Below are 22,426 nucleotides of genomic sequence, written 5' to 3' on the forward strand. Positions count from 1 at the left end.
GGCGCGGGCCGGCGCCCGGGCGGCGCGCGGCCCGGCACCGGGCGCGAGCCCGACGCGGCGCACTACCGGCAGGCGGCCGCGCTCGCGGTGCAGCGCGCCGAGTCGGCGCTCGAGCTGATCACCCAGCGCCGCGAGCAGGGCGCCCGGCTGGTCGAGCAGGTCGCCGTGGCCGACCGGGAGGCCCAGGTCGCCCGGATGCTCACCATGCAGCTGCAGGCCGACCGGTTCAAGCAGTGGCTGCTCGCGGAGGCGCTGACGACGCTCGTCGACGGCGCGTCGCGGATCCTGCGCGAGCTGTCCGGCGGGCAGTACGACCTGGCCCAGGAGAAGGGCGAGTTCGTCGTCATCGACCACGGCGACGCGGGCCTGCGCCGGGGGGTGCGCACGCTGAGCGGCGGGGAGACGTTCCAGGCCTCCCTGGCCCTGGCGCTCGCGCTGTCCGAGCAGCTCGCGGGCATGTCGACAGCGTCAGCCAACCTGGAGTCCATCATGTTGGACGAAGGATTCGGCACCCTCGACGCCGCCACCCTCGACACGGTCGCGGCCACGCTGGAGAACCTCGCCGCGCGCGGCGACCGGATGGTAGGCGTGGTCACCCACGTCGGCTCGCTGGCCGAGCGCATACCGGTGCGCTTCGAGGTACGCCGGGACGGCCGCGGCGTCGCCCGCGTCGAGCGGACGGGGTGAGGCGGATGCGCGTACACGTGGAGGCCTGGGACCCGCGCTACGGCGCCAACGCCGAGGGCGCCGACAGCACCGGCCCGGAGGCCGCCAGCTCGGAGGAGGTCGACCCGGCCGCCGAGCTGCCGCCGGAGTCGTGGCAGCCGCTCGCGCCGCCGGCTGACCTGCGCGCCCCCGACGTGGTGCTGCTCGTGGACGGGGTCCGTCGCATCGACGCGCACATGTGGGTCGAGGAGAGCGACACCTCGCTGCAGCCGTGCCTGGCGGCGTCGTACGCTGCGGGGGTGGTCCGCTGCGACCTGCGGCGGGGCGCGGCGGAGGTGGCGAGCGCGCGCATCGTGCGGGGCCTGTTCACCCCGAGCCCGCTGCTGGAGGACCTCACCACGACGGCCGCGCAGTACGTGGTGAAGCGCGTCGGCGTGCGCGACCCCGGCAAGCTCGCCAACCAGGTCATGCCGCACCTGCGCGCGCTGGAGGTCGACGTGTCCAGGGCGCAGCGCGCCGAGACGACCAGCGACGACGACCTGCTGGTCGTCGACGGTCCGCTGGAGGACCGGGGCGCGCTGCCCCGCGCGATCGGCTACGTGAAGACGCACCGGCGCACGTACCTGCCGCCGCAGCTCGCCACGGTCATCACCCGGATCAGGCCGGGCCAGCGCACCCCGTACTTCTCCGTGGGGACCCGCTGGCGCCAGTACTCCTGGTATCTGCGGCTGCCCGGCCCGGTCGGCTCGCCGTGGGCGGGCATCGTGCGCGTCGAATGCTCGGCGGAGCTGAGCCGCCCCGAGGTCACCCACCTGGCGGACCTGTCGGCGGTCACCCTGCCCCGGTTGGCCTCGACCTCCTACAAGGACCCGCGCGCCCCGCAGAACCTCGTGCCCATCGCCGGGCTGGAGAAACGGCTGCGCGCCATGCTGGGCAACGCCCAGCTGCTGCACCGCGCGCTGCAGTCGGCGGTCGCCGCCGGCAACCGCGCCGCACCCTCGGACAATCTATGACGGGTACGCGTGACCTGCCCCTCCCCGAGCGCTACGACCTGGGGCGGTCCCTGCGGGTCCTCGCGCTCGGCGACGACCCGACCGCCCGGGTGGGCGCCGCGCAGGTCTGGTGGGCCACCCGTACCCCCGACGGGCCCGCGGCGCTGCGGCTGAGCCGCGACGGCGGCCGGCTGCGCGCCCAGGCCTGGGGCGCGGGCGCGGGCTGGGTGCTCGACCGGGCCCACGCGATCGCCGGGCTCACGGACGACCCGGCTGACTTCGCCGACGTGGCGCGCCGCCATCCCGTCGTCGCGCGGGTCGCCCGCGAACTGGGCGGCGTGCGCATGGTCGCGACCGGGCGGGCGTTCCAGGCGAGCGTGCCCATGATCCTGCAACAGAAGGTCACCGGCCTCGAGGCCAAGCGCGCCCACTCGGCGATGGTGCGGCGGCTGGGCGAGCCGGCCCCCGGCCCGGCCGGGGTCGTGCCGGCGGGACTGCGGCTGCCGCCCGACCCGGCCGTGCTGGCCGCCACGCCGTACTGGGCGTTTCACCCGTGGGGCGTGGAGCAGAAGCGGGCCGACACGATCCGGCGGGCGGCAGCCAGCGCCGCCGCGATCGACCGGGCCGGCGACGCGGCCGGCGCGACCCGGCGGCTGGTGTCCATCCCGGGCATCGGCCCGTGGACGGCCGCCGAGACCGTACGGGTGGCGTTCGGCGACCCGGACGTGGTGACGGTCGGCGACTACCACCTGCCGCACCTGGTCTGCTGGGCCCTGGCGGGCGAGCCGCGCGGCACCGACGAGCGGATGCTGGAGCTGCTCGCGCCGTTCGCCGGCCACCGCGGGCGGGTGGTGACCCTGCTGGCGCTGGCCGGGCTCGGCGCGCCCAAGTTCGGCCCGCGCATGCCGATCCGGTCCTTCGCGCGGTACTGAGATGCGGACGGGTGGTTGAATCAGGTCGTGGTGCTGCCGATCAACCCGCCGTTGGAGCCGATGCTCGCCACGAGCGTGCCCGAGCTGCCCACCGGCGAGGCAATGACGTACGAGCCGAAGTGGGACGGGTTCCGCTGCATCATCTTCCGCGACGGCGACGAGGTCGAACTGGCCAGCCGGGGCGGCAAGACGTTGACGCGGTACTTCCCCGACGTGGTCGAGCAGGTGCGCGCGCAGTTGCCGCAGCGGTGCGTGGTCGACGGCGAGATCGTGGTCGTGCTGCGCGAGCCGGGCGCCGAGCCGCGCCTGCACTTCGAGCTGCTGGGCCAGCGCATCCACCCCGCCGCGTCGCGGGTGAACATGCTCGCCGAGGCCACGCCGGCCTCGTTCATCGCGTTCGACCTGTTGGCCCTCGGTGACGAGCTGTTCACCGAGCAGCCGTACGCGCGCCGGCGCGCCGAGCTGGAGAAGGCGCTGTCGTCGCTGGTACCCCCGATGTATCTGACGGCGACCACCACGGACGCCGACACCGCCCGACGATGGTTCGACCTGTTCGAGGGCGCGGGCCTCGACGGGCTGATCGCCAAGCCGGCCGACATCACCTACGAGCCGGGCAAGCGGCGCATGTTCAAGGTCAAGCATTCCCGCACGGCGGACGTGGTGGTGGCCGGCTACCGGCTGCACAAGTCCGGTCCGGTGCTCGGGTCGATGCTGCTGGGCCTCTACGACGACGAGGGGCGCTTCCACCACGTCGGGGTGTGCGCCTCGTTCCCGGCGAAGCGGCGGGCAGAGCTGATCGACGAGCTGGCGCCCTACCGGGAGGGGGCCGAGGACGCCCACCCGTGGTTCGCCGGCGGGCAGGAACTCGGCAACCGGGTGCCCGGCGGCACGCAGAGCCGCTGGTCGGGCAAGAAGGACCTGAGCTTCGTCCCGCTGCGCCCCGAGCTGGTGATCGAGGTGGGGTACGACGCCATGGAGGGTGACCGGTTCCGCCACACCGCTCAGTTCAAGCGCTTCCGGCCGGACCGTACGCCAGAATCATGCACGTACGAACAACTGGACCGTCCGGTCCGGTTCAACGTCGACCGGGTGCTCGCCGGCCGGCCGGAGGCCGGGTAGTCCCCGGGCTGGAGGAGATCACGTGCGTCGGCGCCTCGCTGAGCTGGCTTTGCCGTCTTCCGTCCCCGCCAGGGGGCGGCTCCGGCGCCGGCTGGCGACCTTCACGACCGCCCTGCTCATGGTCGGAGTCGTCGGGACCGGCTGCGCCGGGCCGGACAGCGAGTGGGTGGCGCCACGGGCCGCCGCGACCCCCGGCACCGGCTCCGCGGCCCCGAACGGCGGCGCGCCCACCTGGACCGACTGCTCCGACGTCGCCCGCAACCTCCTCAACGGGGTGCCGCGCGGCATCACGTACCAGTGCGCGACGATCAAGGTGCCGCAGGACTGGACGGCCGACAACGGCGAGACGTTCGACATCGCCCTGCTGCGGGCCCGCTCCAGCCGCCAGACCGACCGCATCGGCTCCCTGCTGATCAACCCCGGCGGCCCGGGCGGCTCCGGCGTCGACTACGCCGTGTACCTGTCGCAGCTGCCGCAGCTCAACTCGCGGTTCGACGTCGTCGGCTTCGATCCGCGCGGCGTGGGCCGCTCCACCCAGGTCAAGTGCATGACGGACGCGCAGCTCGACACCCTGTTCGGGTATGACCCCGACCCGGTGGCCAAGGCCGACTTCGACACGTTCGTGGCCGTCAACCGTGAGGTCTCCGACGCCTGCTCCGCCAAGTACGGCGAGTCCCTGCGGCTGTTCTCCACCGTGCAGACCGCCCGCGACATGGACGCCGTCCGCAAGGCCGTCGGTGACGAGAAGACCACCTACCTGGGCTACTCGTACGGCACGCTGCTCGGCGCCGTCTACGCCCACCTGTTCCCCACCAACATCCGGGCCCTCGTGCTCGACGGCGCCATCGATCCCACCGAGCAGGCCGAGTCCCGCTCCGAGGGGCAGGCCCGCGGCTTCGAGCGGGCGTTCAACAACTTCGCCGAGTGGTGCGGCCAGACGCCGGTGAGCTGCCCGGTCGCGCCCGACCCCCGCGCGGTGGTGCAGGAGCAGCTGGCCGCCGCGCGCACCGCGCCGAAGGCCGGCGCCGGCGGCCGGCAGGCGACCCCAGGCTGGATCTTCACGGCGGTGGTCGCGTCCCTGTACGTCAAGGACGACTGGGAGAAGCTCGCCCGCGCCCTCGACGACCTGCGCGACGGCGACACCACGGGCATCTTCACCCTCGCCGACGGGTACGCCGAACGCGACCAGAACGGCCACTACACCAACCTGTTCGACGCGAACACGGCCGTGAACTGCACGGACTACGAGACGTACCCGACCCTGGAGCGCATCCGCGCCCTGCAGTCGGACTGGCGCAAGAAGTACCCGCTGTTCGGCGCGGGCCTCGCGATGGGCATGGTGAACTGCGCCGTCTGGCCGACCAAGCACGACCCGTACCCCGTCGGCGCGGCCAAGGGCTCCCCGCCGATCGTCGTGGTGGGCACGAAGGGCGACCCCGCCACGCCGTACGAGCAGGCCCCGAAGCTCGCCGACGTGCTGGGCACCGGCGTGGTGCTCACCTGGAACGGCGAGGGCCACACCGCCTATCCGCAGACGATCTGCATCACCCAGGCGGTCAACAACTACCTGATCAACCTCCGCGTCCCCGCGAAGGGCACGGTCTGCCCCGCCTGACCCGCTCGCTGGCCGGTGGGGTTATGGATCCGATGCGTCGTCATACCGGCCGAACAATCCATAACCCCAGGTGTCAGGGGCGGGCGCGGCTGGGTTGGACGCGCTTGGGCTCGCCGGGCATCTTCGGGTAGTCCGGCGGGTACGGCAGGTCGGCCTCGCCGTCGCCCGCGTCGCGCTCGGCCCATTCCAGCAGCGGGGTGATGTCGTGCGCCACGTCGTCGATCGCCGCGTGCGGGTCACCGACCGTGGCGACGCGCTCGGGGACCGTGCGCAGGTCGAAGTCGTCGGGCTCGACGTCGGGCAGCTCGTCCCAGGTCAACGGGGTCGACACGGTCGCCCGGGCGTTGGCGCGCAGCGAGTAGGCGCACGCGATCGTGCGGTCGCGCGCCATCTGGTTGTAGTCGATGAACACCTTCTCGCCCCGTTCCTCCTTCCACCATCTGGTGGTGACCAGGCCTGGGTCGCGGCGTTCGATCTCGCGGGCCAGCGCGATGGCGGCCCGCCGGACCTCCACGAACGTCCACTCGGGTTTGATGCGTATATATATGTGGACGCCACGGCCGCCGGACGTCTTCGGGTAGCCGACCCAGCCCAGCTCGTCCAGGACCGCGCGGGCGTGCCCGGCGACCGCGACCGCGTCGGCGAAGTCCGTGCCCGGCTGGGGGTCGAGGTCGATGCGCAGCTCGTCGGGACGGTCAACATCGGAACGCCGCACCGGCCACGGATGGAACACGATCGTGCCCATCTGCGCGGCCCACGCGACATGGGCGAGGTCGACCGGGCACAGCTCGTCGGCCGTACGACCGCTGGGGAAGGCGATCTTCACGGTCTCCAGCCAGGGCGGGACGCCACGCTGCGGGACGCGCTTCTGGAAGAACATCTCGCCGCCGATCCCCTCGGGGAAGCGCTGCAGCGTCGTGGGGCGCTCGCGCAGCGCCCGCAGGATCCCGTCGCCGACGGCCAGGTAGTAGTTGACCACGTCGAGCTTCGTGTAGCCCCGGTCGGGGAAATAGATCTTGTCGGGGCTGCTGATGCGCACGTCGCGGCCCGCGACCTGCACCTGGACTGCCGAGCCTGCGGCCATGCCGTGACCCTACCCCGCCGGACCGACAGTTTTGGCCCACCGGCAGGCGGACGCACAACGTGGGCCGACCCTCACGGATCGGCCCACGTTCGCGTCGCGCCGGGCGTCTAGCGCCGGGCGTGACGCGCTCCGCGACGGTGTGCGGCGCGGCCGGCCATCGCCATACCCGCTCCGGCCGCGACCAGCACGATCCCAGCCGCCGCGGCCAGCCCGCCGGTCGACTCCCCCGTCACCGGCAGCATCCCCGGCTCGTCGGCGGGGATCGCGCCCTGCGGCTTCTCCGCCTTCACCGGCTTCGCGACAGGTTGGCCCTGCGCCTCGACGTCGCCCGGCGCGGGGGTCTCCCCCGTGGTCGGCAGGTCGTCACCCGGCGTGTCGTCACCGCCGCCGTACCCACCACCGGCTCCGGGCCCGCCCGGACCGTAGCCGCTACCGCCCGGACCGCCCGGGCCGTACCCGCCACCGCCCTGACCGCCCGGGCCATAGCCGCCACTGCCCTGACCGCCCGGACCGTAACCGCCACTGCCTGGACCGCCCGGGCCATGGCCGCCGGCACCAGGGCCGGGCTGGCCGTAGCCGCCGGCACCGGGGCCGCTCGGGCCATGGCCGCCGGCACCAGGGCTGGGCTGGCCGTAACCGCCCGGACCGCGCGTGCCCGGGCCGTAGCCGCCCGGCCCGCCACTGCCCGGAGCACCCGAACCGGGGCCGCCGGGGCCGTAGCCGGGCGCTCCGCCCTGCCCGGGCGCGCCGCCCTGCCCCGGCGTACGCGGCGCGGCGGTGCCGCCGCCGCCCCGGCCGCCGACACCACCGCCCGGGGCGGGCGTGCTGGGCACGATGACCCGGCTACCCGGGTCGTTGCCCGCCGCGATGATCATCTCGATCTCCCAGGGCAGGCGCTGCTGGAACGTGTAACCCCCGTACCAGCCGCAGCGGCAGTCGCGCGCGCTGGCCCAGTCAGCGCGGTCCACGTGGGACACCCGCTCGGCGGACATCGCGGCCAGCACCGCGACCTCGCCGTCGGCGCGGGTCTGCGCGACCGGGTCGTCATGGGCCATAGCCGGCGTGGCGATACCACCGACGATCGCCGCGGCGAGCGCGAACGCACCCGTGGTTCTCATCCGAAATCCTCACTTTCCGGTGGATCAGTCAGTCCTCAGGGGTTATCGGATGATTGGGTCCATTGGATGTGGCCACCGTCACGGCAAGTTGAATCGCCACCGGCCATCCCCGGGCTGCCCAGCCCGAATAGCCTGCCGTCAAAATCCGGGTTTGCGGCCGTCAGCCACCCGTCCGGGAGGGTGCGTACCGTTGAGGTATGACGAACGAGATCCCGGTCGACCAGTTGCCCACCACCGAGGACGAGTGGCGGGCGCGGCTGAACCCGGAGGAGTTCCGGGTGCTGCGCCAGGCCGGCACCGAACCCGCCTGGACGGGCGAGTACGTGAACACCCACACGCCCGGCACGTACGCCTGCCGCGCGTGCGGCGCGCGGCTGTTCTCCAGCGAGACGAAGTTCGACTCGCACTGCGGCTGGCCGTCGTTCGACGAGGCCCTGCCGGGCACGATCCGCTACGTGGAGGACCGCTCGTACGGGATGGTCCGCACCGAGGTCCGCTGCGCGCGTTGCGACTCGCACCTGGGGCACGTGTTCTACGGCGAGCGCCAGACCCCGAAGGACACCCGGTACTGCATCAACTCCGTCAGCGTGCGCCTGAACCCCGACGCGTAATGGCCCCCCGCCGCGGGGCGCCTGCGGGCGCCCAAGGGCTACCGGGGCGTCACCTCGCCCCGCGGCGGAGGCCGCCACGGACGGCGACGACGCCGGCAAGGGCGGCGATCGGGCCGATGACGGCCCAGGTCCTGTTGCCGGACATGGAGCTGCCGCCGAGCAGGTTCAGCCCCTGCAGTGTCCAGACCACGCCGGAGGCGATCAGCAGCAGGCCGCCCACGATCAAAATCCATCGCATGCGGGGATTGTGCCGCGCGAGGGCAGGATCCGCCATGCCCGCGCGGTCCGGCCCTATGTGGACGGCTACGCCATGCCCCATTGCGCCCGCAGGTCGGCGAGCATGGTGTGGAAGGTGGGGAACGTCTTCTTCACGCACTGCGGGTCGTCGAGGGTGATGCCGGGCGTGCGCAGGCCGGTGATGGAGAAGCTCATCGCGATGCGGTGGTCGGCGAAGCAGGCGATCTCGGCGCCCGTCGGGGTGCCGGGCTGGATCTCGATCCAGTCGCGGCCGGTGGCGACCGTAACGCCGAGGCGGCGCAGGTTCTCCTCGCAGGCGGCCAGCCGGTCGCACTCCTTGACCCGGGTGTTGTAGACGTCCTCGATGCGTACCGGGCCGGTGGCGAACGGCGCGATGGCGGCCAGGGTCGGCATGGTGTCGGAGATGTCGCGCATGTTGACCGTGACGCCGGTCAGCGACGCCGGCCCGGTCACGGTCGTCGACGTGGCGTCCTGGTGCACGTCGCAGCCCATCCGGCGCAGCACGTCGGCGAAGCGCACGTCGCCCTGCAGGCTGCCGGTGCCCAGGCCGGGGACGGTGACCGTGCGGCCGGTGACCGCGGCGGCGGCCAGCACGTACGAGGCGCTCGACGCGTCCGGCTCGACGTCGTAGTCGCGGGGGCCGTAGGGCGCGGCCGGTACCCGGAACGTGTCCCCGTCGCGCTCGACGGTCACGCCGAACTGGCGCATCATCGCCAGCGTCATCTCGACGTACGGCACGGAGACCATGCCGGTGACCGTGATCGCCAGGCCGTCGGCGGCCAGCGGCCCGGCGAGCAGCAGGGCGGTGAGGAACTGCGACGAGATGCTCGCGTCCAGGGTCAGCGTGCCGCCCTTGAGGCCCCGGCCCACCACGGTGAACGGCAGCCGGCCGGGCTCCCCGTCCTCGCGGATCTCCACCCCCAGGGCGCGCAGGGCGCCGATGAGCGGGTCCATGGGCCGGCGACGCATCTGCGCGGACGCGTCGAACGCGTACTCGCCGTGGCCCACCGCGGCCAGCGCGGGCAGGAACCGGGACGCCGTGCCCGCGTCGCGGGTGTACGCGCGCGCGGCGGGCAGCGGCGGCCCGTCCGGGTGTCCGGTGACCACCCACGCGTCGTCGGAGGCGAGGTCCACGTCGATGCCCAGGGCCCGCAGCCCGTCGGCGAACGCCTCCGTGTCGTCGGAGCGCAGCGGGTGGCGCAGGGTCGTGACCCCGTCGGCGGCGGCCGCGAGGAACAGCGCCCGCGCCATGATCGACTTGGAGCCGGGAACCCGAACGACCGTCGCACTCATGGCGACGATCCTAGTGCGTCACCCGGTCGTGGCTCGCCGTCGCGTCGCGCCGCGAACGCCGCCCGGATCGGGCAGCATGTCCGCATTGGTGCCCGTGCGTAGGCTTCTGGTCCCGTCGTCCGCCGCACGGGCACCGTCCGTCAACCATCGAGGAGGACCCATGGCGGTCTGCGACACGTGCGGCAACGACTACTGGCTCTCGTTCGAGATCCACACGGTGGGCGGCTTCACCCACACGTTCGACTCGTTCGAGTGCGCCGTGCAACGGCTGGCACCGATCTGCGAGCACTGTTCGTGCCGGGTCATCGGGCACGGCGTCGAGGTCGCCGGCCGCTTCTTCTGCTCGGGCCACTGCGCCCGTACGGCCGACGGTGAAGGCGACGGGGCGCAGATCCGCGTCGCCGTGGGCGCCCGACCGGCCTGAACCGGTCGCGTCAGTACGATCGCGACGTGATCCTGCACGTCGCCCGCTTCGCCGAACTGACGCCGACGGCGCTCTACAACATCCTGCGCCTGCGCGTCGACGTGTTCGTCGTCGAGCAGGAGTGCGTCTATCCCGACCTGGACGGGCTCGACCTGCTGGACACCACCCGGCACCTGTGGTTCGCCCCGCCGGACGAGCCCGACCAGCCCCTGGCCTACCTGCGCCTGATGTCGGGCCCCGACGGCGACCGGATCGGCCGGGTGTGCACGGCCGCGACGGCGCGCGGTGGCGGGCTGGCCGGCCGGCTCATGACGGCCGCGCTGGGCCTGGCCACCCCGCCGGTGCGGCTCAACGCCCAGGCGTACCTGACGGAGTTCTACCGGCGACACGGCTTCGCCGCCGACGGCCCGGAGTTCCTGGACGACGGCATCCCGCACGTGCCGATGCTACGGAAGGCTTGACACGATCTCGTGCACCGTGCGGCGGCGGCCCGTGTAGAACGGGATCTCCTCGCGCACGTGCCGGCGCGCCCCCGAAGCCCGCAGCTCGCGCATGAGGTCCACGATGCGGTGCAGCTCGTCGGCCTCGAAGGCGAGCATCCACTCGTAGTCGCCCAGCGCGAACGACGCCACCGTGTTGGCGCGCACGTCCGCGTACCCCCGGGCCATGCGCCCGTGCTCGGCCAGCAGCTCACGCCGCTCGGCCTCCGGCAGCAGGTACCACTCGTACGAGCGCACGAACGGGTACACGCACAGGTACGCCCGGGCCTCCTCACCGGCCAGGAACGCCGGGACGTGGCTCTTGTTGAACTCGGCCGGCCGGTGCAGGGCCAGCTGCGACCAGACGGGCACCAGGTGGCTGCCGAGTTTCGTGCGGCGCAACAGCCCGTACGCGTCCTGCAGCGCGTCCGCGCTCGGCGCGTGCCACCAGACCATGAGGTCCGCGTCGGCGCGCAGGCCCGCCACGTCGTACGTGCCGCGCACGACGACGTCGTCCTTGGCGAGCGTCGCGAACAGGTCCTCGACCTCGCCGGCCAGGTCCTCGCGCAGCGCCGCGCCCAGCGGCGTGGCCGCCTTGAACACCGACCACATCGTGTACCGGATGCTGGCGTTCAGCTCGCGCAGCCGCGCGGCATTGGTCTGCTGCTCGTCGCTCATGGCCTGGATTCTGCCAAGTCCGCCCACACCTGCTCGGCGGCGGCCTCCCCGGACGTGACGCAGACCGGGATGCCGACCCCGTCGACGGCCGCCCCGGCGAGCGCCAGCCCTACCGGCAGCGCCTCCCGCGCCGACGCGACCCGGTCCAGGTGCCCGGGCGCGTACTGCGGCAGCGCGCCGCCCCACCGCGCCACCAGCGTATCCACCGGCTCCGGCAGGGTATGGCCCACGAGGTCGGCCAGCTCCTCGCGGACCAGGGCCACAAGGTCCTCGTCGGTCGCCTGTAGCACGGCCGTGTCGCCGTAGCGGCCCAGCGACGCCCGCACCAGCACGGTCCCGTCCGGCCGGCGCAGGTGTGCCCATTTGGTGCTGAAGAACGTGGCGGCCTTCACCGCGTAGCCCTGGTCGGCCGGCACCAGGAAGCCGGACAGGTCCGGCAGCGGCGTGCCGGCCGGCAGGGCGAGCGACACGAGCGCGATGCTCGCGTAGTCGAGGCCGCCCAGCGCGTCGGCGGCCTTGGGCGCGACCGTCTCCAGCAGCCGCGCCGCCGGTTTGGCGGGCACAGCCAGCACGACGGCGTCCGCGTCCAGGTACTCCGGGTCGCGGGTGGCGCCGACCGTGAGCCGCCACCGGTCGCCGGCCCGGCCGAGTTCGCGCACGGGCAGCCCGGTGCGCACGGTGGCCCGCGCCAGGCTCACGACGCCCTCGACGAGGCGGGACAGGCCGCCCTCCACCGTCGTGAAGATCGGCTGCCCCGGCACGCGGCGGGCCGCGCCGTCCGCCAGGGCGGCCGCGACGGCGTCGCGCAGCGTGCGCGCGGTCTGCGCCCGCGCGTACAGGGCCGGCATGGTGGCGGCCAGGGACAGCTCATCGGCGCTGCCCGCGTACACCCCGCCGAGCATCGGGTCGACCAGCCGGTCGACGACCTCGTGGCCGTACCGCGCCCGGACCAGCTGCCCCACGGCCACGTCGGCACCGGGTTCCACCAGCGGGCGACCACCGTCGTGGTCACCGTCCGCCGACGGCCGCGCCAACCCGTCCAGCGCGCTCACATCAGCGGGTACGCCCACGAGCGTGCCGGCCGGGACCGGCCGCAGCTGCCCACCCACCGCGATGGCGGCCCGGGCGGTGCTCGGATGGCGCAGCGCCTCACTCAGCCCGACCCGCCGGGCCAGCTGGCTGGCGCTGCCCTCCCCCCACGCGTCCGGCGTTCCCCCCGCGCCCGTCAGGAAAGCCTCCGCGCCGAGCTCCACGGGACCGCCCGCGATGCAGCCCGTGCGCAGCTTCCCGCCGACGACGTTCGCCTGCTCGATCACCACGATCTCCGGCCGAGCGCCGGCCTCGTCCGCGAGCGCTCGTACCCGCGCGGCGGCCGCAAGTCCCGCGATGCCGCCGCCGACCACCACGATCCTCATGCCCCCATCTCACCAGGCGCACCGGTACGGTGACGGCCATGCCACACGATCGGGTTGCCGTTGTCACAGGAGCCGCCCAGGGCATCGGCCGGCGCATCGCCGAGATCCTGGCCGTCGAGGGGTACGCGGTGGCCACGCTGGACCGCCAGCCGGTCACCGGGCTGACGTACGCGCAGGTCGGCGACGTGTCGTCCGAGACGGACGTGTCGGCGTTCGCGGCCGCGGTCGCCGACCTCGGACCCGTGGCGGTGGTGGTCAACAACGCGGGCGTCGCCTGCATCGCGCCCGCCGAGTCGACGCCCGTCGCGCTGTGGCGGCAGGTGCTCGACGTGAACCTCACCGGCCCGTTCCTGATCTGCCAGGCGTTCGGCCCGGACATGCTCGCCCGGGGCGCCGGTTCGATCGTCAACATCGCGTCCGTCGCGGGCCTGCGCGGGGTGGCCGACCGGTCGGCGTACAACGCGAGCAAGCACGGCCTGCTGGGCCTGACGCGCACCCTGGCCGCCGAGTGGGGCGGGCGCGGGGTACGCGTCAACGCGGTGTGCCCCGGCTGGGTGAAGACAACCATGGACGACGACTCGCAGTCCTCCGGCGCGTACGTCGACACGGACATCACCGACCACGTGCCGATGGGCCGGTTCGCGTCCCCGGACGACATCGCCCAGGCGGTCGCCTTCCTCGCCGACCCGTCCCGCAGCGGCTTCATCAACGGCGCGGCCCTGTCCGTTGACGGCGGCTGGCACGCCGACGGCTCCTGGCAGTCCCTGCGCCTGTCGGCCCGCACCCGCTCCGCTTCCTCTGGGTAAGCAGAGCGGCTCTGCTTACCCAGAGGAAGCGCTGCACGTCATGCGGGTGGGGTGCAGCGTGGGCGTTCGCGCATGGGTTCCTTGATCGCGATTTCGGGTCAAGATGTGCAGCTGGGCTGCATCCTGGTACCGCAAACCGCGATCTTGGCGAGCTGCACACTCCCGCGTCGCCATAAACGCGACTTTGGCGAGCCAGAGCGCACCGCCCACCACCAGAAACGCGACTTTGGCGGGCGGGCGGGACGTGAGCTAGCGGCGGGAGGCTTCGTGGACCAGGTCGACCACGCGGGTCAGCACGTCCGGGTCCGTTTCCGGCAGGACGCCGTGGCCGAGGTTGAACACGTGCCCCGGCGCGGCGGCGCCCTCGGCGATCACGCGGCGCGCCTGCGTCTCCACCGCCGGCCACGGGGCGAACAGCGCGGCGGGGTCGAGGTTGCCCTGCACGGCGACGTCCGGGCCGAGCTGTGCGCTGGCCACGTCCAGCGGCGTACGCCAATCGACGCCGACCACGGTGGCGCCGGCCTCCGCCATGGCGGGCAGCAGGACGGCGGTGCCGACGCCGAAGTGGATGCGCGGCACGTCGGGGAACTCGGCCGCGACCGAGGCGAGCACGGCGGACGAGTGCGGCAGGACGTAGCGGCGGTAGTCGGCCTCCGACAGCGCCCCGGCCCACGAGTCGAACAGTTGCACGGCGCAGGCGCCGGCCGCGACCTGGACGCGCAGGAACTCGGCCGAGATGGCGGCCAGCCGGCCGGCCAGCTCGTGCCACAGGGCCGGGTCGCCGTACATGAGCGCCTTCGTCTGGGTGTAGGTGCGCGACGGGCCGCCCTCGATGAGGTAGGAGGCGAGGGTGAAGGGCGCGCCGGCGAAGCCGATGAGCGGGGTGGCGCCCAGCTCGGCGACCAGCAGGCCGACGGCCTCGGTGATGTCGCTCAGGTCGCCGCCCTCGAGCTTGCCGAGCGCGTCGACGTCGGCGACCGTGCGGACCGGCCGGGCCACGACCGGGCCGACGCCGGGCGCGATGTCCAGGTCGACCCCGGCCGCGGCGAGCGGGACCATGATGTCGGAGAAGAAGATCGCCGCGTCGACGCCGTGGCGGCGGACGGGCTGGAGGGTGACCTCGCAGACCAGGTCGGGCCGCCGGCACGCCTCGAGCATGGGGATGCCGGCGCGCACCTCGCGGTACTCGGGCAGGGAGCGGCCGGCCTGGCGCATGAACCAGACCGGCGTGTGCGGCACGCTCTCGCGCCGGCAGGCGCGTAGGAACGGTGAGTCGGCCAGTGCGGTGGAAGTCGTCATCGGTGGCCATCGTGCCACGCCGAGGTGCGGCCGGTCCGGTCGGTCGGGGACAATTTACGCGTACTTATATGTGGTTCCGGCCGCGTCGGCGCGCCGTGCCCCACCCGGGCCGCAAACGCCCCTAGGCTTCCGGCATGGCGCCCCCGACCGCCGTCCCCGCTCTCTTCACCCAGGCCGTGGCGAGCCTGCGCTCGGTTCAGACCCGGCCCGAGATCGAACTGGACGAGGCCCCCGCCCCTCAGCGTCTCGCCCCGTTCGCGCACGCGGTGAACGCCTCCGTGCTGCGCGACGATGACGAGATAGCCACCGGCCGGCTGATCCTGCTGCATGATCCGGCCGGTCATGAGGCGTGGCAGGGCACCTTGCGACTGGTCACGTACGTCAACGCGACCCTGGAACCGGAGATGGGCACGGACCCGCTGCTGCCGGCGGTCGGCTGGAGCTGGCTCACGGACGCCCTGGCGGAACAGCACGCCCGGGCGGCCGCGATCGGCGGCACGGTGACCCAGACGTTCTCGACCCGCTTCGGCGACCTGGCCGGCCCCGCGCCGGACGCGGAGATCGAGATCAGGGCGTCGTGGACCTCGCTGGACGGGCACCTCGATCGCCATTTGCGGGCCTGGACGGCGCTGCTCGCCTCCACGGCGGGGCTGCCGCCGCCGGGGGTGGCGCGGCTGCCGGAGCGCGGCGGTCGCAACGATCGGGGCTAGCGAGCACGCGGCGTGTCGCGAATCTTTCTCTGGTCCCGCGCGCCCGTCTGGAAACGCAATTTGCAGCTCAGAGGCATGAGCAGGACGATCGTTCACCTACTGACAGGTACGACAAACGTGACGTCGCCGACGCGCAGGGGGAACCTGCCGCTGACTCCCAGGTAAGTGACCGTACGGTTGTCTTGTGACCGACGGACCCCACACCCCCGATCAGCCGGCCGTCGTACTCACCGCCCCCCGCGACGGAACACCGGATCCGGTCTCCACCGATGGGGAGCTGGCCGGCGTCGTCGCCCGCCTGGCGGCGGGAACAGGACCGGTTGCGGTAGACGCCGAGCGCGCCTCCGGCTACCGGTACACCCATCGTGCGTACCTGGTGCAGTTGCGCCGCGAGGGCGCCGGCTCCTTCCTCATCGACCCGTTGCCGCTGGCCGACCTCACCGCGCTCAACGGCGTGATCGCCGACACCGAGTGGGTGCTGCACGCGGCGAGCCAGGACCTGCCCTGCTTGTCCGAGCTGAACCTGCGCCCGGTGCGGCTGTTCGACACCGAGCTGGCGGCCCGCCTGGCCAACTTCGAGCGGGTCGGCCTGGCCGCCCTGACCGAGCAGCTGCTCGGGTTCACGCTGGAGAAGCACCACTCCGCCGCCGACTGGTCGACCCGCCCACTGCCGGCGTCATGGCTGAGCTACGCGGCACTGGACGTGGAACTGCTGGTTGACCTGCGCGACCTGCTGGAGGCCGAGCTGGTCCGGCAGGGCAAGCTGGAGTGGGCTCACCAGGAGTTCGCGGCGCTGGCCGCGAGCGCGGGCGAACCGCCCCGCCAGCGCCCCGATCCGTGGCGGCGCACCTCCGGCATCCACAAGATCCGGGGGCCGCGCGCGCTGGCCCGGGTGCGGGCCCTCTGGTATGCCCGGGACTCGATCGCGGCCCGGCGTGACACGGCGCCCGGCCGGGTCCTCCCCGACTCAGCGATCATCGCGGCGGCCGAGATGGACCCGCGCGACGAGCGCGAGCTTCTGGTACTGCCGGGCTTCGGCGGCCGGTCGGTCCGCCGGCTGGCGCAGACCTGGCTGGACGCGCTCGCCGACGTGCGGACCCTGCCGAACGAGTCGCTGCCGGTGAATCCGCCGTCGGACGGTCCGCCCCCGCCCCACCGGTGGGCCGAGCGCGACCCCGTGGCGGCGGGCCGGCTGGTGCGCGCCCGCGAGGTCGTCACGCGGCTGGCGGCCGAGCACTCGCTGCCGCCCGAGAACCTGATCACTCCGGACACGGTGCGCCGGCTGGCCTGGACGCCGCCCGACAAGATCACGGGCGATACGGTGGCGGAGGCGTTGTCCGCCAACGGGGCACGGGCCTGGCAGGTGGGCCTGATCTCGGACGAACTGGCGGCGGCCCTCCAGGCGGATTGAGCCATCGCCCGGTGTGCGGTGTGCCACTGTGGCTCTGGTGCGGACCGTAGTTACCAACGAGTAGCATCTAGGGGAGGCTCCGGCGCCGCGCCGTTGAGCCGGCACACCACGATCAGGGAGGCTCGCTGTGCCGCAAGACACCGCCGTGACCAGTCCGGTCGGTCGCACACCTTCCGCCGACGAAGAGCGCTTCCCCGGAGGCCGGGCGACCAGCCCGCTCCGCGATGTCGTCTTCGTCGACGGCGTGCGCACCCCCTTCGGCAAGGCCGGCGGCCTGTACGCCGAGACCCGCGCCGATGATCTCGTGATCCGCTGCATCCGGGAGCTGCTGCGGCGCAACCCGGCGCTGCCTCCCGAGCGCGTCGACGAGGTGGCCATCGCGGCCACCACGCAGATCGGCGACCAGGGCCTGACCATCGGCCGCACGGCCGCACTGCTGGCCGGCCTGCCCAAGTCGGTGCCGGGCTTCGCCATCGACCGGATGTGCGCCGGCGCCATGACGGCCGTGACGACCGTGGCCAGCGGCATCGCCGTGGGCGCCTACGACGTGGCGATCGCCGGCGGCGTGGAGCACATGGGCCGCCACCCGATGGGCGAGGGCGTCGATCCCAACCCGCGCATCGTCGCCGAGAAGCTGGTCGACCCGTCCGCCCTGGTCATGGGCTCCACCGCGGAGAACCTGCACGACCGCGTCCCGGAGATCACCAAGGAGCGCGCCGACCGGTTCGCGCTCGCCTCCCAGCAGAAGACCGCCAAGGCGTACGCGGCCGGCAAGCTGCAGCCCGACCTGGTCACCGTGGCGACCCGTGACCCGGAGACCGGCTGGGGCCTCGCGACCGTCGACGAGGCCCCGCGCGACACGTCGATGGAGAAGCTGGCCACCCTCAAGACCCCGTTCCGGCCGCACGGCCGGGTGACCGCGGGCAACGCGGCCGGCCTCAACGACGGCGCGACCGCCTGCCTGCTCACCCGCGCCGACGTGGCCGAGGAGCTGGGCCTGCCGATCGCGATGCGGATGGTCTCCTTCGGCTTCGTCGGTGTCGAGCCCGAGGTGATGGGCGTCGGCCCGATCCCGTCGACCGAGAAGGCGTTGCGCAAGGCCGGCCTCACGATCGACGACATCGGCCTGTTCGAGCTCAACGAGGCCTTCGCCGTGCAGGTGCTGGCCTTCCTCGACCACTTCGGCATCGACGACGACGACCCGCGCGTCAACCCGTGGGGCGGCGCGATCGCCCTCGGCCACCCCCTCGCCAGCTCCGGCGTGCGCCTCATGACGCAGCTCGCGCGGCACTTCGCCGAGCACCCCGAGGTGCGTTACGGCCTGACCGCCATGTGCATCGGCATCGGCATGGGCGGCACGGTCATCTGGGAGAACCCGCACTGGACCGGAAACGAGGAGAACTGATGACCAACCCGGCCTTCCCGAACGAGGTGGTAACCCGGTCCCTCCTGCGCTACGTCAACGTCCCCGGGCTGGACAGGCCGGCGGCGCTGATCACGCTGGACAACGGGCATGACCACCGCAAGCCCAACACCCTGGGCCCGGCCGGCCTGGCCAGCCTCGACACCGCGATCGAGACGGCGATCGAGGCGAACCCGGCGTTCATCGCCGTCACCGGCAAGCCGTACATCTTCTGCGTGGGCGCCGACATCACCGGCATGCCACTGCTCACCAGCCGCGAGCAGGCCGTCGAGATCGGCGAGCTGGGGCACCGGGTGTTCGCGAAGCTGCGCGACGCGACCGTGCCCACGTTCGCGTTCGTCAACGGCGCGGCCATGGGCGGCGGCCTGGAGCTGGCCCTGCACGCGCACTACCGCACCCTGTCCAAGGGCGCGGCGGCGCTGGCCCTTCCCGAGGTGTTCCTCGGGCTGATCCCCGGCTGGGGCGGCTCGCAGCTGCTGCCGAACCTCATCGGCATTGCCGGCGCGGTCCAGGTGATCATCCAGAACCCACTCATGCAGAACCGGATGTTGCGCCCGGAGCAGGCCGCCGAGCTGGGCATCTCCGACGTGCTGCTGGAGCCGGCCGACTTCCTCGAGCGGTCCCTGGAGTGGGCCGCCGGCGTCGTGCGCGGCGAGATCACCGTGCAGCGGCCCGAGATCGACCGCGACATGTGGGACGGCGTGCTGTTCTTCGCCCGCAAGCTGCTCGACGAGAAGCTGCACGGCGCCGTGCCGTCCGCGTACAAGGCCCTGGAACTTCTCGCGCTGGCGAAGGACGCTTCGTTCGCCGAGGGCACGGCCGCGGAGACGCGGGCGCTCGCCGACCTCATCATGACCGACGAGCTGCGCGCCGGCCTGTACGCGTTCGACCTCGTGCAGCGGCGCGCCAAGCGGCCCGCCGGCGCGCCCGACCCGGGCCTGGCCCGCGACGTCACCAAGGTGGGCGTTGTCGGCGCCGGCCTGATGGCCTCGCAGATGGCGCTGCTGTTCGCCCGCCGCCTGGAGGTCCCGGTCGTGCTGACCGACCTCGACCAGGAGCGGGTGGACAAGGGTGTGGCCTACGTTCGCGCCCAGATCGACAAGCTCGTCTCGAAGGGCCGGCTCGACGCCGGCAAGGCCGCCAAGCTGCGCGGGCTCGTCTCCGGTTCGGTCGACAAGAGCGTCTTCGCGGACGCGGACTTCGTCATCGAGGCCGTGTTCGAGGAGCTGGGCGTCAAGAAGCAGGTCTGGGCCGAGATCGAGAAGATCGTCTCGCCGGAGTGCGTGCTCGCCACGAACACCTCGTCGCTGTCCGTGACCGCGCAGGCCGCGGACCTGGAGCACCCCGAGCGGGTGGTCGGGTTCCACTTCTTCAACCCGGTCGCCGTCATGCCGCTCGTCGAGATCATCCGAGCGGAGCGTACGGGCGACGCGGCGCTGGCCACCGCCTTCGAGGTCGGTAAGAAGCTGAAGAAGTCCTGCGTGCTCGTCAAGGACGCGCCGGCCTTCGTGGTGAACCGGGTCCTCATGCGGTTCATGGGCGAGATCTTCGCCACGGTGGACGCGGGCACCCCGCCGGCCGTGGCCGACGGCGCGCTGGACCCGCTGGGCCTGCCGATGCGCCCGCTGGCGCTCACGCAGCTCGTCGGCCCCGGCGTGGCGTACCACGTGGGTTCGATCCTGCACGACGCGTTCCCGGACCGCTTCCCGGCCAGCGAGAACGTCAAGCTCATCGCCGAGTCCGGCCTGCCGCTCCTCGTCGACGACGAGCTCAACCCCGAGGTGGCCGCGATCCTGCGGCAGGGCGAAGAGGTGCTGACGGTCGAGGAGGTGCGCGAGCGGGCGCTGTCCGCGCTGGCCCTGGAGATCCGCCTCATGCTCGACGAGGGCGTCGTGGCCGAGCCGCAGGACATCGACCTGTGCATGATCCTGGGCGCGGGCTGGCCGTTCCACCTGGGCGGGGTGACCCCCTACCTCGACCGCGCGGGCTACTCGGAGCGGGTCACCGGACGCCGGTTCCTGCCGGCGGGCGTGGCGAGCCTTCCCGCCTGAGCTTTCCCACCCCTCGCAGCGATGAGGGCGGGCCGGGTACCCGGCCCGCCCTCATCCGTATCCGCTGCTACTTGGCCGCCTCCATGGCGGTGGTGAACTCGTCGGGCGACAGGTCGCCCAGGAACAGCTTCTGCAGGCTGGTGTTGAGCGTGCTGCCCGCCGCCGGGCTGAGCGCCTGGTCCCACGACTGCGTGAACGTCGGCGCCTTCACGGCCAGCTGGTAGGTGAAGCGGGCAAAGTCCGCGTTCTTGCCCACCAGCTTGTCCTCCACGCCCTTGACAGCCGGCACCTGGCCGGACCCGATCAGGTCCTCGATGTAGGTGTCGGAGGCCAGGGTCTCGACCACGAACCGCACGGCCGAGTCGCCGACGGTCGAGTCGGCGCGCACGGAGAAGTAGTTGCTCGGGTTGCCGACCACCGACCGGGCGTCGCCCTTGCCGCCTGTCACGGCGGGGAACGCCACCCAGCCCAGCTCCTTGCGGGCTATGAACGCCGGGTTGTCGATGCCCTGGTTGGCGTACTCCCAACTGCCCATCAGGTGCATGGCCGCCTTGCCGGTGGCGAGCATCCGCGACGCACCGGTCTTGTCGTAGTCGACCGTGGCGAAGTTGGGCCCGAACGCCCCGGCCTTGGCCAGGTCCTGGCACATCGTCAGGGCGCGCTTGACGTCGGGGTGTTTCCACGCCCCCGCCTTGCCCGCCGCGATGTCGGCGAAGCGGCTGGCCCCGCCCACCCGGTCCAGGAGGTACTCGAGCCACATCAACTCGGTCCAGCCCTGCGAGCCGGCGAGCGCGATCGGCGTGACGCCCCTCGACTTGAACAGGTCCACCAGGGCGAGCAGGTCGTCGTAGGTGCGCGGCGGCTCCGCGCCGGCGTCCGCGAACACCTTCCTGTTGTAGAAGAGAATGACCGGCTGGATGCCGTTCATCGGCAGGCCGTACTGGCCGTTATCGATCTTGCCGACCGCGAGGACGCTCGGCAGGAAGGCCTTGGCGACGTCCGGCCGTGCCTTGAGCGCGTCGCTGAGGTCGCGCACCTTGCCGGTGCGCACGTACTGCGCGAGGTTGCCGCCGCCCCAGTTGAAGAACACGTCGGGCGCGGCGGGCGTGCCCATGGTCGCCTGCAGCTTCTGCTTGTACGAGTCGTTGGCGTAGGTCGTCAGCCGGGCGCCGGTGCCCGAATCCGTATTGAAGTGGAGAATGCCACGCTGGATGATGGGTTCGTTGTTCGGGTCCTGCAGCGCCCACACCTGCACGTAACTTCCAGGGTTGTCATCGACCTGCGGGGCTCCGCCGCACCCGGCGATCGCGCCGAGGAGCGCCGCGGCGGCCAAGCAGGCGATGGTCGTGCTCAACCGTCTGTGCTCGCGCACGGACATACGTCCTTCCGTGAGGCAAAGATGGCGGGGGCCCACCGAGAGCAGCACGCGGAGAGGGGTGCCGCGGGCTGCCAGAGGTCCCCCGAAATTTTTCGTGTGCGGGACGTTATGAGCCGGAAACCATAACGTCAATCGACTAGAAGGTTTCATTACGATCGCGATCTAGCTTTTCATGATCATTCCGAAACTTTCGACGTCCGGGACAGGCGCCCGATACGGTCGTGGCCTGCGTCGCAAGCACCAGGACAGAGCCAGGTCAGGGCCCTCCGGCCGGCCCGGCACGCAGCCCCACGGCACCCGATAGTTTGCGCAAGTTGTTGACGTCACGTTGATCCTCGCCACAGAATGGGCCCCGCATAGAAGCCTCTTCATATATGCACGCGTCGCCATCTGCGCCGTCGCATGAGGCTCCGGAGAACAGCGATCCACCAGGATCAACGTCCCCGCACGAGGAGCAAACAAATGACCACCAGATCCGTCCCTGGCCGTCGGCGTGCGCCGCGCCTGACGCGCGTCCGTGGCCTGATCGCCATCGGCGCCGTCGCGGCCGTCGGCGCGGGCGTCGCCGTCGCGGTGTCGTCGACGGCGACCGCTGCCGAGAGCACGCTGGGTGCCGCTGCCGCGCAGTCGGGTCGGTACTTCGGTACCGCGCTCAGCACGAGCA

The 22,426-nt window shown here is 72.6% G+C and carries 21 protein-coding genes and 1 pseudogene; 14 read left to right on the top strand and 8 right to left on the bottom strand.

The annotated features are described in order from the left end of the window. The 5 genes from ABD191_RS27160 to ABD191_RS27180 all read left to right on the top strand — a co-directional run. Nucleotides 1-687: SbcC/MukB-like Walker B domain-containing protein (locus ABD191_RS27160; RefSeq protein ID WP_344088226.1), on the top strand; the 687-nt coding region annotated here is incomplete at its 5' end. 5 nt (nt 688-692) lie between these two features. Next, nucleotides 693-1,679, top strand: a complete 987-nt coding sequence (locus ABD191_RS27165) for a hypothetical protein (protein ID WP_344088229.1) — start codon at nt 693-695, stop codon at nt 1,677-1,679. Then, nucleotides 1,676-2,590, top strand: coding sequence for a DNA-3-methyladenine glycosylase family protein (locus tag ABD191_RS27170; protein WP_344088232.1), 915 nt, complete (start codon nt 1,676-1,678; stop codon nt 2,588-2,590). Before ABD191_RS27165 ends, ABD191_RS27170 begins: the two co-directional genes overlap by 4 nt. A gap of 27 nt (nt 2,591-2,617) precedes the next feature. Beyond that, the gene (locus ABD191_RS27175) at nt 2,618-3,709 is read left to right on the top strand and encodes an ATP-dependent DNA ligase (protein ID WP_344088235.1); all 1,092 of its coding nucleotides are present in this window, start codon (nt 2,618-2,620) and stop codon (nt 3,707-3,709) included. Nucleotides 3,710-3,827: 118 nt separating this feature from the next. After that, nucleotides 3,828-5,324 (top strand): alpha/beta hydrolase, encoded by a 1,497-nt coding sequence (locus tag ABD191_RS27180; protein WP_344088286.1) that lies wholly within the window; start codon nt 3,828-3,830, stop codon nt 5,322-5,324. A gap of 73 nt (nt 5,325-5,397) precedes the next feature. On the opposite strand, the gene ligD is transcribed toward ABD191_RS27180, so the two are convergent. Next, entirely contained in the window at nt 5,398-6,408 is a 1,011-nt protein-coding gene (gene ligD, locus ABD191_RS27185; RefSeq protein WP_344088238.1) for a non-homologous end-joining DNA ligase, read from the bottom strand. A gap of 107 nt (nt 6,409-6,515) precedes the next feature. Continuing rightward, nucleotides 6,516-7,526: a hypothetical protein gene (locus ABD191_RS27190; RefSeq protein ID WP_344088241.1), complete on the bottom strand. Its 1,011-nt coding sequence runs from the start codon at nt 7,524-7,526 to the stop codon at nt 6,516-6,518. A gap of 197 nt (nt 7,527-7,723) precedes the next feature. Between ABD191_RS27190 and msrB the strand changes: the two genes are divergently transcribed. Next, complete coding sequence (msrB, locus tag ABD191_RS27195) at nt 7,724-8,137, top strand: peptide-methionine (R)-S-oxide reductase MsrB (RefSeq protein WP_344088244.1); 414 nt, start codon at nt 7,724-7,726, stop codon at nt 8,135-8,137. 49 nt (nt 8,138-8,186) lie between these two features. Here the strand turns inward: msrB and ABD191_RS27200 are convergent, their stop codons facing one another. Together ABD191_RS27200 and aroA are read right to left on the bottom strand one after the other, a co-directional pair. Beyond that, nucleotides 8,187-8,375 carry a hypothetical protein gene (locus ABD191_RS27200; protein WP_344088247.1) on the bottom strand — a complete coding sequence of 63 codons (189 nt, stop codon included), beginning with the start codon at nt 8,373-8,375 and terminating at the stop codon, nt 8,187-8,189. A 65-nt stretch (nt 8,376-8,440) separates the two neighbouring features. Further along, nucleotides 8,441-9,688 carry a 3-phosphoshikimate 1-carboxyvinyltransferase gene (gene aroA / locus ABD191_RS27205; protein ID WP_344088250.1) on the bottom strand — a complete coding sequence of 416 codons (1,248 nt, stop codon included), beginning with the start codon at nt 9,686-9,688 and terminating at the stop codon, nt 8,441-8,443. A gap of 160 nt (nt 9,689-9,848) precedes the next feature. Between aroA and ABD191_RS27210 the strand changes: the two genes are divergently transcribed. Together ABD191_RS27210 and ABD191_RS27215 are read left to right on the top strand one after the other, a co-directional pair. Beyond that, entirely contained in the window at nt 9,849-10,112 is a 264-nt protein-coding gene (locus ABD191_RS27210) for a Prokaryotic metallothionein (RefSeq protein WP_344088253.1), read from the top strand. A gap of 26 nt (nt 10,113-10,138) precedes the next feature. Next, nucleotides 10,139-10,573, top strand: a complete 435-nt coding sequence (locus ABD191_RS27215) for a GNAT family N-acetyltransferase (protein ID WP_344088256.1) — start codon at nt 10,139-10,141, stop codon at nt 10,571-10,573. On the opposite strand, the gene hemQ is transcribed toward ABD191_RS27215, so the two are convergent. Together hemQ and hemG are read right to left on the bottom strand one after the other, a co-directional pair. Then, nucleotides 10,559-11,269: a hydrogen peroxide-dependent heme synthase gene (gene hemQ, locus ABD191_RS27220; RefSeq protein ID WP_344088259.1), complete on the bottom strand. Its 711-nt coding sequence runs from the start codon at nt 11,267-11,269 to the stop codon at nt 10,559-10,561. The genes ABD191_RS27215 and hemQ overlap by 15 nt on opposite strands. After that, nucleotides 11,266-12,684: a protoporphyrinogen oxidase gene (gene hemG, locus ABD191_RS27225; protein ID WP_344088262.1), complete on the bottom strand. Its 1,419-nt coding sequence runs from the start codon at nt 12,682-12,684 to the stop codon at nt 11,266-11,268. The genes hemQ and hemG overlap by 4 nt, the downstream gene beginning before the upstream one ends. A 38-nt stretch (nt 12,685-12,722) precedes the next feature. On the opposite strand from hemG, the gene ABD191_RS27230 reads away from it, so the two are divergent. Beyond that, nucleotides 12,723-13,490 (top strand): SDR family NAD(P)-dependent oxidoreductase, encoded by a 768-nt coding sequence (locus tag ABD191_RS27230; protein WP_344088265.1) that lies wholly within the window; start codon nt 12,723-12,725, stop codon nt 13,488-13,490. 249 nt (nt 13,491-13,739) lie between these two features. Here the strand turns inward: ABD191_RS27230 and hemE are convergent, their stop codons facing one another. After that, nucleotides 13,740-14,789, bottom strand: a complete 1,050-nt coding sequence (gene hemE / locus ABD191_RS27235; RefSeq protein WP_344088268.1) for a uroporphyrinogen decarboxylase — start codon at nt 14,787-14,789, stop codon at nt 13,740-13,742. Between the two features lie 134 nt (nt 14,790-14,923). On the opposite strand from hemE, the gene ABD191_RS27240 reads away from it, so the two are divergent. The 4 genes from ABD191_RS27240 (at nt 14,924) to ABD191_RS27255 (ending at nt 20,384) form a co-directional block, all read left to right on the top strand. Next, the gene (locus ABD191_RS27240) at nt 14,924-15,499 is read left to right on the top strand and encodes a DUF3000 domain-containing protein (RefSeq protein ID WP_344088271.1); all 576 of its coding nucleotides are present in this window, start codon (nt 14,924-14,926) and stop codon (nt 15,497-15,499) included. Between the two features lie 184 nt (nt 15,500-15,683). Next, complete coding sequence (locus tag ABD191_RS27245; RefSeq protein ID WP_344088274.1) at nt 15,684-16,910, top strand: ribonuclease D; 1,227 nt, start codon at nt 15,684-15,686, stop codon at nt 16,908-16,910. A gap of 127 nt (nt 16,911-17,037) precedes the next feature. Beyond that, entirely contained in the window at nt 17,038-18,315 is a 1,278-nt protein-coding gene (locus ABD191_RS27250; RefSeq protein WP_344088277.1) for a thiolase family protein, read from the top strand. Beyond that, nucleotides 18,315-20,384 (top strand): 3-hydroxyacyl-CoA dehydrogenase NAD-binding domain-containing protein, encoded by a 2,070-nt coding sequence (locus ABD191_RS27255; RefSeq protein WP_344088280.1) that lies wholly within the window; start codon nt 18,315-18,317, stop codon nt 20,382-20,384. The genes ABD191_RS27250 and ABD191_RS27255 overlap by 1 nt, the downstream gene beginning before the upstream one ends. Nucleotides 20,385-20,451: 67 nt before the next feature. Here the strand turns inward: ABD191_RS27255 and ABD191_RS27260 are convergent, their stop codons facing one another. Beyond that, nucleotides 20,452-21,756 carry an extracellular solute-binding protein gene (locus tag ABD191_RS27260; protein WP_344088283.1) on the bottom strand — a complete coding sequence of 435 codons (1,305 nt, stop codon included), beginning with the start codon at nt 21,754-21,756 and terminating at the stop codon, nt 20,452-20,454. A 468-nt stretch (nt 21,757-22,224) separates the two neighbouring features. On the opposite strand from ABD191_RS27260, the pseudogene ABD191_RS27265 reads away from it, so the two are divergent. After that, nucleotides 22,225-22,426 (top strand): annotated as a pseudogene (locus tag ABD191_RS27265) (hypothetical protein); the annotation flags it as partial.

Source organism: Luedemannella helvata (assembly GCF_039528415.1).
Classification (GTDB): Bacteria; Actinomycetota; Actinomycetes; order Mycobacteriales; family Micromonosporaceae; genus Luedemannella; species Luedemannella helvata.

Bases quoted from the DNA above. Each gene is read 5' to 3' on its own strand.
- ABD191_RS27165 (WP_344088229.1), top strand. From the start codon at position 693: ATGCGCGTACACGTGGAGGCCTGGGACCCGCGCTACGGCGCCAACGCC.
- ABD191_RS27170 (WP_344088232.1), top strand. From the start codon at position 1,676: ATGACGGGTACGCGTGACCTGCCCCTCCCCGAGCGCTACGACCTGGGG.
- ABD191_RS27180 (WP_344088286.1), top strand. From the start codon at position 3,828: ATGGTCGGAGTCGTCGGGACCGGCTGCGCCGGGCCGGACAGCGAGTGG.
- ligD (WP_344088238.1), bottom strand. From the start codon at position 6,408: ATGGCCGCAGGCTCGGCAGTCCAGGTGCAGGTCGCGGGCCGCGACGTG.
- ABD191_RS27190 (WP_344088241.1), bottom strand. From the start codon at position 7,526: ATGAGAACCACGGGTGCGTTCGCGCTCGCCGCGGCGATCGTCGGTGGT.
- msrB (WP_344088244.1), top strand. From the start codon at position 7,724: ATGACGAACGAGATCCCGGTCGACCAGTTGCCCACCACCGAGGACGAG.
- ABD191_RS27200 (WP_344088247.1), bottom strand. From the start codon at position 8,375: ATGCGATGGATTTTGATCGTGGGCGGCCTGCTGCTGATCGCCTCCGGC.
- aroA (WP_344088250.1), bottom strand. From the start codon at position 9,688: ATGAGTGCGACGGTCGTTCGGGTTCCCGGCTCCAAGTCGATCATGGCG.
- ABD191_RS27210 (WP_344088253.1), top strand. From the start codon at position 9,849: ATGGCGGTCTGCGACACGTGCGGCAACGACTACTGGCTCTCGTTCGAG.
- hemQ (WP_344088259.1), bottom strand. From the start codon at position 11,269: ATGAGCGACGAGCAGCAGACCAATGCCGCGCGGCTGCGCGAGCTGAAC.
- hemG (WP_344088262.1), bottom strand. From the start codon at position 12,684: ATGAGGATCGTGGTGGTCGGCGGCGGCATCGCGGGACTTGCGGCCGCC.
- ABD191_RS27230 (WP_344088265.1), top strand. From the start codon at position 12,723: ATGCCACACGATCGGGTTGCCGTTGTCACAGGAGCCGCCCAGGGCATC.
- hemE (WP_344088268.1), bottom strand. From the start codon at position 14,789: ATGACGACTTCCACCGCACTGGCCGACTCACCGTTCCTACGCGCCTGC.
- ABD191_RS27240 (WP_344088271.1), top strand. From the start codon at position 14,924: ATGGCGCCCCCGACCGCCGTCCCCGCTCTCTTCACCCAGGCCGTGGCG.
- ABD191_RS27255 (WP_344088280.1), top strand. From the start codon at position 18,315: ATGACCAACCCGGCCTTCCCGAACGAGGTGGTAACCCGGTCCCTCCTG.